At 62.6% G+C, this 13,238-nt stretch carries 16 protein-coding genes; 9 read left to right on the top strand and 7 right to left on the bottom strand.

What is annotated here, in order from left to right; translation table 11 throughout:
• Positions 1–74: 74 nt before the first annotated feature.
• Entirely contained in the window at positions 75–686 is a 612-nt protein-coding gene (locus M1D51_RS07130; protein ID WP_458109043.1) for a hypothetical protein, read from the top strand.
• Between the two features lie 4 nt (positions 687–690).
• Here M1D51_RS07130 and M1D51_RS07135 read toward each other — a convergent pair whose 3' ends face one another.
• Both M1D51_RS07135 and dapD read right to left on the bottom strand, forming a co-directional pair.
• The gene (locus M1D51_RS07135; RefSeq protein ID WP_458109044.1) at positions 691–1,533 is read right to left on the bottom strand and encodes a hypothetical protein; all 843 of its coding nucleotides are present in this window, start codon (positions 1,531–1,533) and stop codon (positions 691–693) included.
• Positions 1,534–1,546: 13 nt separating this feature from the next.
• On the bottom strand, positions 1,547–2,572 hold the full coding sequence (dapD, locus tag M1D51_RS07140) for a 2,3,4,5-tetrahydropyridine-2,6-dicarboxylate N-succinyltransferase (RefSeq protein ID WP_026546211.1): 1,026 nt from the start codon (positions 2,570–2,572) through the stop codon (positions 1,547–1,549).
• Between the two features lie 87 nt (positions 2,573–2,659).
• Here dapD and dapE point away from each other — a divergent pair, with 87 nt between their 5' ends.
• On the top strand, positions 2,660–3,814 hold the full coding sequence (gene dapE / locus M1D51_RS07145; protein ID WP_458109045.1) for a succinyl-diaminopimelate desuccinylase: 1,155 nt from the start codon (positions 2,660–2,662) through the stop codon (positions 3,812–3,814).
• A gap of 73 nt (positions 3,815–3,887) precedes the next feature.
• Here dapE and M1D51_RS07150 read toward each other — a convergent pair whose 3' ends face one another.
• From M1D51_RS07150 to M1D51_RS07165, 4 genes are all read right to left on the bottom strand, one after another.
• On the bottom strand, positions 3,888–4,781 hold the full coding sequence (locus tag M1D51_RS07150) for an amino acid ABC transporter permease (RefSeq protein WP_458109046.1): 894 nt from the start codon (positions 4,779–4,781) through the stop codon (positions 3,888–3,890).
• Positions 4,778–5,428 (bottom strand): amino acid ABC transporter permease, encoded by a 651-nt coding sequence (locus tag M1D51_RS07155; RefSeq protein ID WP_172322943.1) that lies wholly within the window; start codon positions 5,426–5,428, stop codon positions 4,778–4,780. Before M1D51_RS07155 ends, M1D51_RS07150 begins: the two co-directional genes overlap by 4 nt.
• Before the next feature lie 92 nt (positions 5,429–5,520).
• Positions 5,521–6,396 (bottom strand): glutamate ABC transporter substrate-binding protein, encoded by an 876-nt coding sequence (locus tag M1D51_RS07160; protein ID WP_172322944.1) that lies wholly within the window; start codon positions 6,394–6,396, stop codon positions 5,521–5,523.
• A 74-nt stretch (positions 6,397–6,470) separates the two neighbouring features.
• Positions 6,471–7,226: an amino acid ABC transporter ATP-binding protein gene (locus M1D51_RS07165; RefSeq protein ID WP_026539964.1), complete on the bottom strand. Its 756-nt coding sequence runs from the start codon at positions 7,224–7,226 to the stop codon at positions 6,471–6,473.
• A 163-nt stretch (positions 7,227–7,389) separates the two neighbouring features.
• Here M1D51_RS07165 and M1D51_RS07170 point away from each other — a divergent pair, with 163 nt between their 5' ends.
• The 4 genes from M1D51_RS07170 (at position 7,390) to M1D51_RS07185 (ending at position 10,278) form a co-directional block, all read left to right on the top strand.
• Positions 7,390–8,229 (top strand): LOG family protein, encoded by an 840-nt coding sequence (locus tag M1D51_RS07170; protein ID WP_172322945.1) that lies wholly within the window; start codon positions 7,390–7,392, stop codon positions 8,227–8,229.
• A 26-nt stretch (positions 8,230–8,255) separates the two neighbouring features.
• Positions 8,256–8,588: a DivIVA domain-containing protein gene (locus M1D51_RS07175; protein ID WP_458109047.1), complete on the top strand. Its 333-nt coding sequence runs from the start codon at positions 8,256–8,258 to the stop codon at positions 8,586–8,588.
• A gap of 65 nt (positions 8,589–8,653) precedes the next feature.
• A complete protein-coding gene (locus tag M1D51_RS07180) occupies positions 8,654–9,883 on the top strand; it encodes a hypothetical protein (RefSeq protein ID WP_458109048.1) in 1,230 nt (409 codons plus the stop codon).
• A gap of 227 nt (positions 9,884–10,110) precedes the next feature.
• The gene (locus M1D51_RS07185; RefSeq protein WP_064721643.1) at positions 10,111–10,278 is read left to right on the top strand and encodes a DUF3117 domain-containing protein; all 168 of its coding nucleotides are present in this window, start codon (positions 10,111–10,113) and stop codon (positions 10,276–10,278) included.
• Between the two features lie 76 nt (positions 10,279–10,354).
• On the opposite strand, the gene M1D51_RS07190 is transcribed toward M1D51_RS07185, so the two are convergent.
• On the bottom strand, positions 10,355–10,987 hold the full coding sequence (locus tag M1D51_RS07190) for an O-methyltransferase (RefSeq protein WP_172322947.1): 633 nt from the start codon (positions 10,985–10,987) through the stop codon (positions 10,355–10,357).
• 239 nt (positions 10,988–11,226) lie between these two features.
• Here M1D51_RS07190 and sigE point away from each other — a divergent pair, with 239 nt between their 5' ends.
• The 3 genes from sigE to M1D51_RS07205 are packed head-to-tail and all read left to right on the top strand — an operon-like array spanning position 11,227 to position 13,208.
• The gene (gene sigE / locus M1D51_RS07195) at positions 11,227–11,850 is read left to right on the top strand and encodes an RNA polymerase sigma factor SigE (RefSeq protein ID WP_310209235.1); all 624 of its coding nucleotides are present in this window, start codon (positions 11,227–11,229) and stop codon (positions 11,848–11,850) included.
• A 7-nt stretch (positions 11,851–11,857) separates the two neighbouring features.
• Positions 11,858–12,772, top strand: a complete 915-nt coding sequence (locus tag M1D51_RS07200) for a hypothetical protein (RefSeq protein ID WP_458109049.1) — start codon at positions 11,858–11,860, stop codon at positions 12,770–12,772.
• A 31-nt stretch (positions 12,773–12,803) separates the two neighbouring features.
• Entirely contained in the window at positions 12,804–13,208 is a 405-nt protein-coding gene (locus M1D51_RS07205) for a Sec-independent protein translocase family protein (protein WP_172322949.1), read from the top strand.
• Positions 13,209–13,238 lie beyond the last annotated feature (30 nt).

Raw genomic sequence — 13,238 nt, forward strand, 5'->3', positions numbered from 1 at the left:
CCGCACCCCTACCCTCCGGGCCCAACGGGAATAGACTGGAAGATGTCGGCACCCTGCCAAGGGAGGATTTTCGGATGCACGAGTCAGGCGGCCCGGGTTGGCGCATCACTATGGATACGTCCGGGCCGATGCTCATTGCCCTGTACTTACGGGACGTTGCCGGACTGGATGGTGCCGGCAGACCCAGCCTGTCCCACGCGGATCCCAAAGTCCGGCATGCGGACCACAGCCACTTGACCTCTGATGTCGGCGGAATCCACGCGCTCAAAACCGAGTGGGAAGCGTGGTGGGAAAGCCTGGTGAAGGCCTATCCGCACCCTGCTTCGGAACTGGCGCCACCAAGTTTCAAAGCCTTTGGCAACTCACCGGCACTCCAACGCGTGCTGCAGGCCCACTTTGGCTCTGCCCTTGGATGGGCTACCGACAGGATTGACGAGTACGCCGATCTCGAGGCGTCCCGCGAAGCCAACGGGCTAACCCAAGTACTCAATGAAATGGTGGAGGACCGGCTGCTGGAAGTCGGCCGGAGTTCCCGCAACTTCGAGTTGACCATCATTGAGCTACCCCTGAACGAGCCACGCGCCTGGTACTTGGAACCGAACACCATGATCATGAGTCACAGGCTGTTGTCCGAGCCCGATGTCTTCCGCAGCTACGTCCAGCCGGTGGTGGAGATCCTCGCCTGAAAACTCACGTGGCGGGGGCCGAAACAGTGATAGTGACGGTTTCGGCGGGAGCCGCCGAGGATTGCCAGCCGTCCCGCTTCTCCCGGTTCCAGGCCCGGCCGCCAACATCCACCTGGGTGATGGACAGAGTCTTGGCATTCGCCACGGCCCAGTGCGCCACGGCCCAGGCTTGTGTGCCAGTGATGTCCAGCTGCACCGAGCGGCCCTGGACTGTAGCCGCTTGGGTACCGAACGCGGTCGTGAGTTCATCGACGACGGCGGCAGGGTCACCTGCTGCTTCGGGCATGCGCAATTCGCAGTTCAGTGCCGCTTCGGAGTGCCCTGTGAGCGCAGAAGCGAAGGCCCTGCCCATGCCCTCGTGCTGGGCGTAGGCGCGTGGGAAAGCCGAGCGTTGGACCGCTTGAGCGGCCTGGGTGATCTCCATGGATTCGTAGCCCGGAACTTTGACCAACCCGTCAAAGAACGCGTTGCTGGCATAAACGGGATCCATGACTTGGGCCTCCGTGCCCCAGCCTTGTGATGGCCGCTGCTGGAATAGCCCACGGGAGTCGGGGCCCGCTTGGTCGCCGTAGTTGATGTTGCGGAGCCGGGATTCCTGCATCGCCGTGGCAAGGGCAATGCTCGCAGCCCGTGGCGGTAGCCCGCGCTGGACGGAGATGGCGGCGATGAGGGAAGCGTTCGCGGCCTGGTCCGTGGCGAGCTCATGGCTTTCAGAGCCGGCGACGGCGATGCAGCGCTCCGTGACCATGGTCTCGGAGCGCTGCAGTACAGCAACGATCGCGTAGATGGCACCTGCTACGAGGGCCAAAGCCAGCACCGCAACGATGATGCGGCGGAACCGGCGCATTGATTTTCTCCTGCTAGTTGGCGTGGAGAGCCTCGTTCAACTCCACCGTCTGGCCCTTGCGCGGAAGGACTTCAACGCCGCCGGTGGTGGAGTTGCGGCGGAACAGCAGGTTGGGGACGCCGGAGAGTTCTACGGCCTTGATGATTTTGCTGGTGTCCTCGCCGTTCTCGTCCTTGGGGCCGGGAACGCGGACGCGGGTGCCGGCGGTGACGTACAAACCGGCCTCCACTACGGAGTCATCTCCGATGCTGATCCCCACGCCGGAGTTGGCGCCGAGCAGGACCCGCTCGCCCAGGGCAATCTTTTCCTTGCCGCCACCGGAGAGCGTGCCCATGATGGACGCTCCGCCGCCAACGTCGGTGCCGTCGCCGGCTACGACGCCGGCAGAGATGCGGCCTTCCACCATGGAGGTGCCCAAGGTGCCGGCGTTGAAGTTCACGAAGCCTTCGTGCATGACGGTGGTGCCCTCGGCGAGGTGCGCACCCAAGCGGACGCGGTCGGCGTCGGCGATGCGGACGCCGGTGGGAACCACGTAGTCAACCATGCGCGGGAACTTGTCCACGCCGTAAACCACCACGTTGCCGCGCTTGCGCAAACGGGCGCGGGTCAATTCGAACCCGTCCACGGCGGCCGGGCCGAAATTGGTCCAGACCACGTTGGGAAGCTTGCCGAAGACGCCGTCGAGGTTGATGCTGTTGGGCTTGACCAGTCGGTGCGAGAGGAGGTGCAGACGCAGGTACGCATCGGCAGTGTCTGCCGGGGCGGCGTCGAGGTCGATCTGCGCGAAGACAACCTTCTGCTCCGTACCGCGGTCAGCATCCTGGCCTTCCTCGGCAAGTGCGGTGAGCGCGGGATCAGCGTTCCCGACGTCGCGCAAGGACTCGGCGGCAACACCCAGGGCAGGTGCGGGGTACCAGACGTCCAGCACGGTTGCTTCCCCGGAAGCCGAGGTGGCGATGGTGGCCAGGCCGAAGCCGTAGGCCGATCGGTGGTTGTCGGACGCGTTTGCGGGCGCAGCAGAGGAAGCAGTTTCAGTCATGGGGCAAGTCTATCCAGCAGGCAGAGGTCGGTTAAAACCCGTCTCATGCCAGAGAGGTCGCAATACGGGTGCAACTTGGTGGCCCGAATGACCAAGAATGGTAGATATTGTGGACTGGTGACCCTGAACCCTGCTCCCGCCCTCCTTGACCTGCGCCAGGACGTTGCCTTGCTGACGGCCGCGATCATCGACTTCAACAGCGTCTCCGGTAACGAGACAGAGCTCGCCGACGCCGTTGAGGCGGCGCTGCGTGCCATTCCTGCCTATACGGTGATCCGTGACGGTGACGCCATCATTGCGCGCACCGAACTTGGCCGCTCCGAGCGCGTCATCCTGGCCGGACACCTGGACACGGTGCCCTTGCCCACCGTAGCCGGCTCTTTGGGCACTGTTCCGGCCACGTGGGAATCCGGTATTCCCGGCGAAGGCGTGTTGTATGGCCGTGGAACCACGGACATGAAAGGCGGCGTCGCGGTGCAACTCGCGCTTGCGGCAACGCTGTTCGACGACGACCGCCAGCCGGACAAGGACGTCACCTTCGTCTTCTACGATCATGAGGAAGTGGAAGCGGTCAAGAGCGGCCTGGGCAGGCTGGTCCGGAACCACGGCGATCTGCTGACGGGCGATTTCGCAATTCTCTTGGAGCCGACGCACGGAACGGTGGAAGGCGGCTGCAACGGGACCAGCCGTTTCGAAGCCACCACACTGGGTGAAACGGCGCACTCGGCGCGTGCATGGATGGGCGTTAACGCCATCCACGCCGCTGCGCCGATCCTGGCCCGGCTCGCCGACTACCAGCCGCAGACCATCAACGTTGACGGCCTCGATTACCGCGAGAGCCTCAATGCGGTAAAGATCAACGGTGGAACCGCAGGCAATGTCATTCCTGACCGCTGCGTGGTGGAGATCAACTACCGGTTCGCTCCGGATAAGACTCCGGACCAGGCCGAGGCACACGTCCGTGACCTTCTGGAAGGATTCGACGTCGTCCGTACCGACGCTGCTGCCGGTGCCAGGCCCGGGTTGAACCATCCCGCTGCCGCGTCGTTCGTAGCCGCAGTGGGTGCCGAGCCCAAGCCCAAGTACGGCTGGACCGACGTCGCGCGCTTCAGTGAGCTGGGAATCCCGGCGGTGAACTTCGGCCCCGGCGATCCGTTGCTGGCGCACAAGGACAACGAGCACGTCGACGCCGATGCCATCCGTGAGTGCCTGCGGGCACTGAGGACGTGGTTGACGCCGTAGCCAGGGTTCCCGCACGGCCAATAAAGAAGGTCCGCAGCTGCGTAGCTGCGGACCTTCTTTATGTGGTTCAGGACTATGCCTTGTTGGGGCCTTCGATGGAGTCCTTCGCGATGGGATCGTTGCCGCCCACCACGAGCCCGGTCCGGAGACTGGGCGGGGCCACGCCGCCGGCGGCCTTCTTGGAACCGCGGCGCTCAATCATGATGGCAATCCGCGACACCGTCAGGTTGATCAGGATGTAGATCGCAGCACCCACGAAGAACGCAGGGAACAGGAAGTCCGGGCCCAGGAAGTCGGCCATGATCTGGATCTTCCGGAGGAGTTCCTCGTAACCGACGATGTAGCCGAGCGAGGTGTCCTTGAGCAGAACCACCAGCTGGGCAACCAATGACGGAAGCATCCGGCGAACGGCCTGCGGGAACTCGATGGACATCCGCGACTGGAAGCTCCGGAGCCCAATGGCCAGACCGGCCTCGCGTTGCCCCTTGGGCAGGGACTGGATGCCTGCACGGAGGATCTCGGCGAAGATGGCGGCGTTGTAGAGAACCAAGCCAACAACCACGGCCTGGAACTGTCCCGTGGCGAAGACCAGCAGGACGAACAACATCATGAGGACCACGGGCATGCCGCGGAGGAACTCAAGCACCACCTGGGTAGGAATGCGGACCCAGGGAATCAGCGAGATCCTCAGCAGGCAGAGCGCAATGCCCAAGGGGAACGCGATGATTGCTGCCACTGCGGCTGCAGCCAGCGTCGAAAGGATGCCTTGGCCGATCAGGTTCCAGACATCCGGTGCCATGGGGCCGTAGAAGATTTCCCAACGGTCGGCATCGAAAATGCCCTGCTGTGCCAGTGTGGTCACGGCAATGGCAAGGACGCCGAGGATGATCAGGATTCCGGCTGCGGATCCCAGGAGAGAGTACAGGCGGGCTTTGGGCCCGGGGACGTCGTACAGGACCGAGGTCATCGGGCAATCGCCACCTTTCGTTCAACAAAGTGCGCCAGCAGGCCCAGGGGCACCGTGATCAGGAGGTAGAAGAACGCCACCCCGAGCAGGATCCAAAGGACTTGGTCACCGTAGTCGTTGGAGAGCTGGCGGCCGTAGCCGAAAAGCTCGAGGACGAAGAACGCGCCGGCCACCGAAGAGTTCTTGACCAACGCGATCAGGATGTTGATCAACGGGGGTATGACGGTACGGACGGCTTGGGGCAGGACAATGAAGCCCAGGACCTGGGTAAAGGTCATGCCGATACTGCGGGCAGCTTCTGCTTGGCCCACGGGCACGCTGTTGACACCTGAACGGACTGCTTCGGCGATGAAGGCTGCCGTGTAGCTGCTCAGCGCGATGATGGCGGCGACTTCGAATTGCTCGAATTTGACGCCCAGCCGGGGGAGAACGATGGCTGCGAAGAAGAAGATGATGGTCAAGGGGGTGTTACGTGCGACTTCAACATAGAACATGCTGAAACCGCGGAGTGCAGCCACGGGGGAAACCCTCATGGCCGCCAGGAGTGTGCCGACGATGAGGGCAATGATTCCTGAAATTACGGAGAGATAGAGGGTTCGGAGAAATCCGTCCCAGTATTCGGGGAGGCTTGCTATGACGGCGTCCATGGCTTCCTTTGGCTGCAGCTAATCAGGGAACAGGGTCCTGGAGTCGTCAACTGCCGCCGCCCGTCCGGGCGGCGGCAGTCAACGGATCCCGACTAGTAGCGGTTGATCGCAGGAAGTTCAGGAGTGGTCTTGATGACCTTGCCGGCAGTGGCTTCCCAAGCCTTCTTGTAATCGCCGTCCTTCTGGAAGGCCTCGAGCTGGTCGTTGATCCAGTTGCGGAAGACGGTGTCGTCCTTCTTCAGGCCGATGCCGTAAGGCTCCTTGGTGAAGGTTTCATCCGAAGCGAGCTTGAAGGCGTCCGGTTCCTTGTCGACGTAGCCGGCGAGGATCACGTTGTCCGTGGTGACAGCAACTACCTGCTTGTTGCGCAGCGGCTCCAGGCAAGCGGTGTAGGTTGCAGCGGGAACAACTTCGGCGCCGTACTTCTCGGCGATGGTCTTGGCGGGGGTGGACCCGGTGACGGAACAGACCTTCTTGCCCTTGACATCTTCAGGCTTGGTGATGGAGTTGTCGTCCTTGTTCACCAGCAGCGCCTGGCCTGCTTCGTAGTAAGGTCCGGCGAAGGCGACCTTTTCCTTGCGGGCGTCGTTGATGGTGTAGGTGGCGATGACCAAGTCAACGCGGCCCTGCTCGATGAACGATTCGCGGTTCTGGGAGACGGTTTCCACCCATTCGATCTTGTCGGCGGGAATGCCCAGCTTGGCGGCGATTGCCTTGCCCATTTCGACGTCGAAACCGACAGGCTTGCCATCCAGGCCCTTCTGGCCGAACAGGGGCTGGTCAAACTTGGTGCCGATGGTGATCTTCTGCGCCTTGTTCAGCTTCTCCATCGTGGTGCCGGCTTCGAAGCTGGCCGAAGCAACAGGGGTGGTGGTGGTGCTGCCGCCGCCGCATGCGCTCAGTGACAGGGCGAGGGCTGCGGAAGCGGCCACCAGGAGTGACTTCCTCCGGGTAATGAAAGCCTTCATGACATTCCTTTCATAGATTGGCCGTCTTACGGCCTGGGTGCGGTCTTTACGGCCTGGGTACGGGCGGTAAAGAGCTAGTGGGTCAAAAGCTTGGACAGGAAGTCCTTGGCTCGGGTGCTCTTCGGGTTGGTGAAGAATTCCTCGGGAGTAGCGTCTTCCACGATCTGGCCGTCAGCCATGAACACCACGCGGTCGGCAGCCTTGCGGGCAAAGCCCATCTCGTGGGTAACCACGATCATGGTCATGCCTTCTTTGGCCAACTGGATCATGACGTCAAGGACTTCGTTGATCATTTCGGGGTCCAACGCGGATGTCGGCTCGTCGAACAACATGACCTTGGGCTTCATGGCAAGAGCTCGTGCGATGGCCACGCGCTGCTGCTGGCCGCCGGAGAGCTGGGCAGGAAGCTTGGGGGCCTGGTGTCCCACCCCAACGCGCTCCAGGAGAGCCATGGCTTCCTTGTCGGCCGTACCCTTGGCCACACCCTTGACCTTGATGGGACCCAACGTGACGTTCTCAAGAATCGTCTTGTGGGCGAACAGGTTGAAGGACTGGAAGACCATTCCGACGTCGGCACGCAGGTGCGCGAGGTCCTTGCCTTCTTCGGGAAGCTTCTTCCCGTCGATGGCGATGTCACCGTCGTCGATGGTTTCCAAACGGTTGATGGCACGGCACAGCGTGGACTTACCGGAACCGGAGGGTCCGATTACCACTACCACTTCACCCTTCTTGACCTGAAGGTTGATGTCCTTGAGGACGTGGAGTTGACCGTAATGCTTGTTGACGCCGTTCAGGGAGACGAGGGCATCGCCGGACGCTTGAGTAGTCATACGACGAATCTAGCGAACAAAGAAGCAAATATGACCACGGTCACGGCAACTTCTCCAAGATCGTGACTGAACAGAAACCTGCCCCACAGCGATATACCAGACTGCAATGCAACAACCGAGTCGCAGCAATGGAGCAGGCAGCTCTAAGCGCTAGCCTTGGGCAATGAGCATCAGCCAGCACCCAGTACCCCACCCGGATGCCAACGGCCAGGTCAGGGCCGCCCATGTGCCCCTGCCCTCGGAGATTGCGCCGGCCAAGCACAAAGGCTCCTTGGAGCTGCGCCGCAAACAAGCGGACACGGGGATGTCGGACCAACATTTGCTGGATACGAGCGGCGCCGGGCAATTCATCCACACCGACCCCTGGCGAGTCCTGAGAATCCAAAGTGAGTTCGTTGAGGGCTTCGGAGCGCTTGCGGACCTGGGCCCGGCCGTCAGTGTGTTCGGCTCCGCGCGGACAAAGCCGGGGACCGAGTACTACGAGATGGCTGTGGACGTGGGACGCAAGCTCGCTGAAGCGGGCGTAGCTGTGATCACCGGCGGTGGTCCCGGCTCCATGGAAGCAGCCAACAAGGGCGCTGTGGAAGGCAACGGCGTCTCCGTGGGCCTGGGCATCGAACTTCCTTTCGAGCAGGGACTCAACCAATGGGTGGACCTGGGCATCAACTTCCGGTACTTCTTCGCCCGTAAAACGATGTTCGTCAAGTACGCCCAGGGCTTCGTGGTCCTGCCTGGCGGCCTCGGCACTTTGGATGAGCTTTTCGAAGCCATGGTGCTGGTACAGACCCGCAAGGTGACCTCGTTCCCGATCGTTCTCCTGGGGGTCGGATTCTGGGGGCCCATGATCGAGTGGATCCGCGAGACCTTGGTTGCGGAGGGCATGGTGTCCGAAAAGGACCTGGACCTGATCCAACTGGTGGATGACCCCGCGGACGCCGTCCACCGCGTTTTGCACGGTGCGCCGCTCCCGCCCACTCCCAACGGAAACCAGCGCCCGGAATAGTCCTCCCTTTCTGGCACGATGGACCTGTGAGCTTTTTCCTGGTGTTTCTCGCGATTGTCCTCGTTGGCGCAGTGCTGTACCTCGGAGCCGGGATTGTCCGGGGACGCTCCATCGGCGCCGGCCTTGATGACCCCGTACCGAACCTGCCTCCGGTGGTACTGCCGGCCCAGGCCAAGCCGTCCGACGTCGATTCCCTGCGCTTCGGCCTCGGGCTGAGGGGATACCGCATGGACCAGGTTGACCAGGTCCTTGATGACCTCCGGGACCAGCTACAGGCCAAGGACCGCGAGATCGAACGACTCGTCACACTGGCACAGCCACGACTTGAGGATGGCGAAACCGGCCGGATCAAGCCGTGAGTCCACAGAGCCGGAGCAATACCGGTCAAGGGCCCACTGAACGGATCTCGCGCTCTGCATCAGCCATGACCGCAAGGATGGCAGCGTGGCCGTGGTGGCTCCAGGTTTCCTTGGTTTTCGTGGTGGCCAGGCTGGTCAGCGCCTGCATCTTCATGGCCGCCGCCATCCACCAGGGCACCAACCCGTGGTTCCCGCCTGCACCGGACTACTGGAACTTCATCACCATCTGGGACGGGCGCTGGTACCAGGAGGCGGCAGAGAAAGGCTATCCTGCGGTTCTTCCCGTGGATGCCAACGGTGTGGTCAAGGAAAACGCCTGGGCCTTCTACGCACTTTTCCCCCTCTTGGGCAGGGGCTTATCTGCCATGACCGGGATGGGGACGCTGCCGGCCCTCACGGCCATCGCGATGCTGGCAGGCCTCGGGGCGGCCCTGGTCATCTACCTGCTGTTCCGGGAGTTCACGGGACGGCGGACGGCCATGTGGGGCGTCATCTTCGTCTCCACCTTCCCGGTGTCTCCCATCCTCCAGGTTCCGTACGCGGAGTCCCTGAACCTGCTGTTGCTGGCAGCGTCACTGTTACTGGTGGTCAGGCGTCATTATCTGGCCGCCATTCCCGTGGTGCTCCTGATGTGTCTGTCCAGGCCCACCGGAGTGCCGTTTGCCGCCATGGTGGGCTTGCTGTTCCTGTACCGGATATGGCAACGGTTCCGGCAAGCGCCAACAACGCTGCCGGCGGATGGTTCGGCAGGGGTTTCCGGCAGGGCAACGGAGACGACGTCCACGCGCAGCCTGGTATCACTGGCTGTCCTCGTGTTCGCAACTGGGCTCGCCGCCCTGGCCTGGCCCGCCATCGCCTGGGCGGTCACAGGGGACCCGGCAGCCTACACCCGGACTGAAACGGCCTGGCGTGGTCATGACCTGGTCCCCTTCAAGCCGTGGTTCGATACCGGCCGGATGTTGTTCGGGCCGGTGCTGGGAGTACTGGCGCCCTTTGTTTTCGCCGGCGTCTTTGTCCTGGTAATGGTGTCCAAACCGGTCCGGGCCATCGGACCGGAACTGCGGCTGTGGTGTGCGTGCTACATGGGCTACCTGCTGGTTTTCCTGCACCCCCAGACCAGCACGTTCCGTATGCTCCTGCCGCTGTTCCCCTTGGCGCTCGGAGCAGCCCTGCTATCCAAATCCAAGGCATACCGGGGAACCGTAGTTGCAATGTTCATCCTGCTGCAGATTGTCTGGGTGGTATGGCTGTGGGCATGGGCCCAACTGCCCGGTGGAGGCGACTATCCGCCCTGACGTGCAGCTTTGCCGGGGAATGGCAATATATACAAAGCCCGGACAAATGGCGCGCTGATTCGCTACGGACGGGTAAGTACGGGATAATGGTCTACGAGCAAGGACAAAGCACCTAACAGTGCCCGGCCAAGGCGGCCTCCCAAGCGTTGCCGCCGGCTGCAATTGCGATGCGGATCCAGCCCGGCCGGGTTGGGCGTGACTTGGGACAAATGGAGGGGATTTTCCTAATGGCGGCGATGAAACCACGTACTGGCGACGGCCCGATGGAAGTTACCAAAGAGGGACGCAGCCTGATCATGCGTGTGCCGCTCGAAGGCGGGGGACGGCTTGTGGTCGAACTCAATGCCGCTGAAGCGGAGAACCTCAAGGAATGCCTCGTAGGCGTGACCGAATAGATCTACCAAGCAGGGCCCGGCTGAGCCGGGGCCCTGCTTTTTGGTTTAAGGGCCGCTCACAAGGAAAGCTGTGACCCTACCTCTTGACGGCCACCAGCAGTCCATCGCCGGTAGGCAGCATTGCCGAAGCCAGCCGGTCGTCGTCGCGGATTGCCTTGCCGATCTGGCGCAGCACCACAGTGGTGGAATCGCGTGCTGCCGGATTGGCCACGCGGTCCTTGTCCAGGGCGTCGTTGATCACCAGCGTGCCGCCGGTCTTGAGGAGGCGGATGGCCTGTTCCACGTACTTGGGGAAGTTCGGCTTGTCGGCATCAATGAAGACGAGGTCATAGGCGGAGTCCGTCAAGCGTGGAAGGACGTCTGCGGCCCGGCCGGAAATGGTGCGGGTGCGGTTGGCAGGGCTGCCGGATTCAAGGAATGCTTCCCTGGCTGCTTTGAGGTGTTCGACATCTACGTCGATGGTGGTGAGGACTGCGTGGGGGCTCAAACCCCGGAGCAGGCAAACGCCGGACACCCCGGCTCCGGAACCGACCTCAACCACTGTTTGCGCCTTGGACGCGGCGGCGAGGACCGTCAGTACGGCACCCACGCCAGGGCTGATGGGGGTGACTCCCAGCTCGAAAGACCGTTCCCGGGCGCGCAACAAGACGTCATCCTCAGCAGGCAGATCTTCTGCATAGGACCAGCTGCTTGACTTGTCGGCACTCATGAAGGGGTTCGCTTTCCGCGGGTAGGGGTGTTTGTACCAAGACTACTGTGTAAGCACCGCGAAACCCGCTGTTGGGGGGCCGTCCGGCGGCTGTGTCCGGAGGCTCTTTCTGCCCAGCGGGAAAAACCCCATGCCAGTCAGGAAATTCCCAGACAACCTTGGGATGATAATGCTCCGGTCACCCATGAGGCGGCCGGCGCCGAGCGACTCGGCGAACCACAGTTTGAGGGGAGTGGACGATGCCGGCATCGCATGCTGCGCCAGTCCAGACATCGGAAAGCATTGAGGGCGTTACCGACTGGGTCATGCCCAGCTGGGAGGAAGTGGTTGCCAACCACTCCGCCAAGGTATATCGTCTGGCTTATCGCTTGACCGGCAACAAATTCGACGCCGAGGACCTCACCCAGGAGGTCTTCGTCAGGGTGTTCCGTTCGCTGGAAAACTTCAAGCCGGGGACACTTGACGGCTGGTTGCACCGCATCACCACCAACCTGTTCCTGGACCAGGCCCGGCGAAAGAGCAGGATCCGCTTCGATGCCCTCGCCGAGGATGCCGAGTCCCGCTTGCCCGGCCGCGAACCCGGCCCGGAGCAGAGCTTCGAACACAACAATCTCGACCTGGACGTCCAGCGTGCGTTGGAAGAACTGCCGCCTGACTTCCGCGCCGCCGTCGTGCTGTGCGATCTCGAAGGCCTCTCCTATGACGAGGTTGCCGAGGCGCTTGGCGTCAAGCTCGGGACCGTCAGGTCCCGCATCCACCGCGGCAGGACCATGCTCCGGGAGAAGCTCGCCCACCGCGATCCCCGTCCGGCAGAGGCCCGCAAGCCGCGCCTGAAAATGCCGCGCATCGCCAGCATCCTTTAGGACGTCGATGCCTCGACACCCTCTTCGTCCGGGATCGTTGTCCCGGCGCAAACTGGCTGCCCTGCGCCATTCGCGCAGCCCGGATCACGTTCATCAATGCATCGACTGCCGCAATGCCCTTAACCGGGAACGGCAGTACCTTGAACGACTCCGGGGTGCTTCCGTGCCCGAAGCCAGCCAGGACCTTGCCGCGCGGCTGATTCAGCACACCGAGCGGCTTGCCAACGAGCCTGTCCAGCCCTTGGACACCAAGCCTTCATCCGGAGGCATGCGCCGCGGACTTCGCCTCGCGGGCGTCGCAGCGGGCACGTTGGCTGTCAGTGCCGGTGCCCTGGCGGTGTCCGCCTATGTCGTGGCCGGGGACGATGTCCAGCAGCTACAGGCCGGAAGCAGCGACGTCGGTGCTCTTGCCGGAGCGTGGACAGGAAGTCCGGTGGAAAGCATGATGGCCCCGATGTTCCGGGCCGGCAGCACAGTCAGTTTGAGTGCTGCCCAATTGGACGCGCTGCGGGAAGACGGGTGGGCTTGCCCTGAGCTTGCAGGAATGGGCTTCACAGTGGTTTCAGCCCACAGCACCATGTATAACGGGCACCCGGCCGTGGAGATGAGGCTGGAGAGCAACGGTCACTACGCCACTATCGTGGAAGAGCACCTGCCGGCCGATCAGTCCGGTCACGGAGCAACGACGTCGGCGCGGCTTTCTGTCACGCAGGGGAGCCCGTGGAAGGCCGTGTACACCATGCCGGCAGCAGTGATCAGCTACACCTCGGACCTGCCTGCCGAGACTGCGGATGACGCAGTGCCGGAGATCGTCCGGGCCGGCGAATCCATGGGGTCCGTCCCACCGGACAACGGAACCGAGGACTGGTCCGCACGGCTGCTGCGCGGGCTCCAGACCCTCCTCCGTCCCGCCGGTTTATGAGCGACACCACAGACAAGGTAATCTTCGTAGCGTGTTTGGAATCAACGGCCCGGAGTTCATACTCCTTCTGATTATCGGCGTACTCGTCATCGGTCCCAGCCGTTTGCCCGAATACACGCAAAAGCTCGCCAATCTGGTCAAGGAAGTCCGGCGCATGGCTTCCGGTGCCCGTGAGCAAATCAAGGAAGAAGTCGGCATCGATATCGATGAAGTCGACTGGAAGAAGTACGATCCCCGCCAGTACGATCCCCGGCGCATCATCAAGGATGCACTGTTGGATGACGATACCAAGCCCGTGAGCGCCGGAGCCCCTGCCGTCGCTGCAACCGCTGCTGCCGCCACCGCATCAGTGGAGACCAAGCCGAAAGCCCCCACCCGGGTCATCGAGCGGCTGGCCGAGGGCGAAGCCGCACCCTTCGATTCCGAAGCAACCTGATCGGAAAGGCGCTGCCGCAGCCAACGGTGG

Source organism: Arthrobacter sp. R3-55, from assembly GCF_054161505.1.

Bases quoted from the DNA above. Each gene is read 5' to 3' on its own strand.
- M1D51_RS07130 (WP_458109043.1), top strand. From the start codon at position 75: ATGCACGAGTCAGGCGGCCCGGGTTGGCGCATCACTATGGATACGTCC.
- M1D51_RS07135 (WP_458109044.1), bottom strand. From the start codon at position 1,533: ATGCGCCGGTTCCGCCGCATCATCGTTGCGGTGCTGGCTTTGGCCCTC.
- dapD (WP_026546211.1), bottom strand. From the start codon at position 2,572: ATGACTGAAACTGCTTCCTCTGCTGCGCCCGCAAACGCGTCCGACAAC.
- dapE (WP_458109045.1), top strand. From the start codon at position 2,660: ATGACCAAGAATGGTAGATATTGTGGACTGGTGACCCTGAACCCTGCT.
- M1D51_RS07150 (WP_458109046.1), bottom strand. From the start codon at position 4,781: ATGACCTCGGTCCTGTACGACGTCCCCGGGCCCAAAGCCCGCCTGTAC.
- M1D51_RS07155 (WP_172322943.1), bottom strand. From the start codon at position 5,428: ATGGACGCCGTCATAGCAAGCCTCCCCGAATACTGGGACGGATTTCTC.
- M1D51_RS07160 (WP_172322944.1), bottom strand. From the start codon at position 6,396: ATGAAGGCTTTCATTACCCGGAGGAAGTCACTCCTGGTGGCCGCTTCC.
- M1D51_RS07165 (WP_026539964.1), bottom strand. From the start codon at position 7,226: ATGACTACTCAAGCGTCCGGCGATGCCCTCGTCTCCCTGAACGGCGTC.
- M1D51_RS07170 (WP_172322945.1), top strand. From the start codon at position 7,390: ATGAGCATCAGCCAGCACCCAGTACCCCACCCGGATGCCAACGGCCAG.
- M1D51_RS07180 (WP_458109048.1), top strand. From the start codon at position 8,654: ATGACCGCAAGGATGGCAGCGTGGCCGTGGTGGCTCCAGGTTTCCTTG.
- M1D51_RS07185 (WP_064721643.1), top strand. From the start codon at position 10,111: ATGGCGGCGATGAAACCACGTACTGGCGACGGCCCGATGGAAGTTACC.
- M1D51_RS07190 (WP_172322947.1), bottom strand. From the start codon at position 10,987: ATGAGTGCCGACAAGTCAAGCAGCTGGTCCTATGCAGAAGATCTGCCT.
- sigE (WP_310209235.1), top strand. From the start codon at position 11,227: ATGCCGGCATCGCATGCTGCGCCAGTCCAGACATCGGAAAGCATTGAG.
- M1D51_RS07200 (WP_458109049.1), top strand. From the start codon at position 11,858: ATGCCTCGACACCCTCTTCGTCCGGGATCGTTGTCCCGGCGCAAACTG.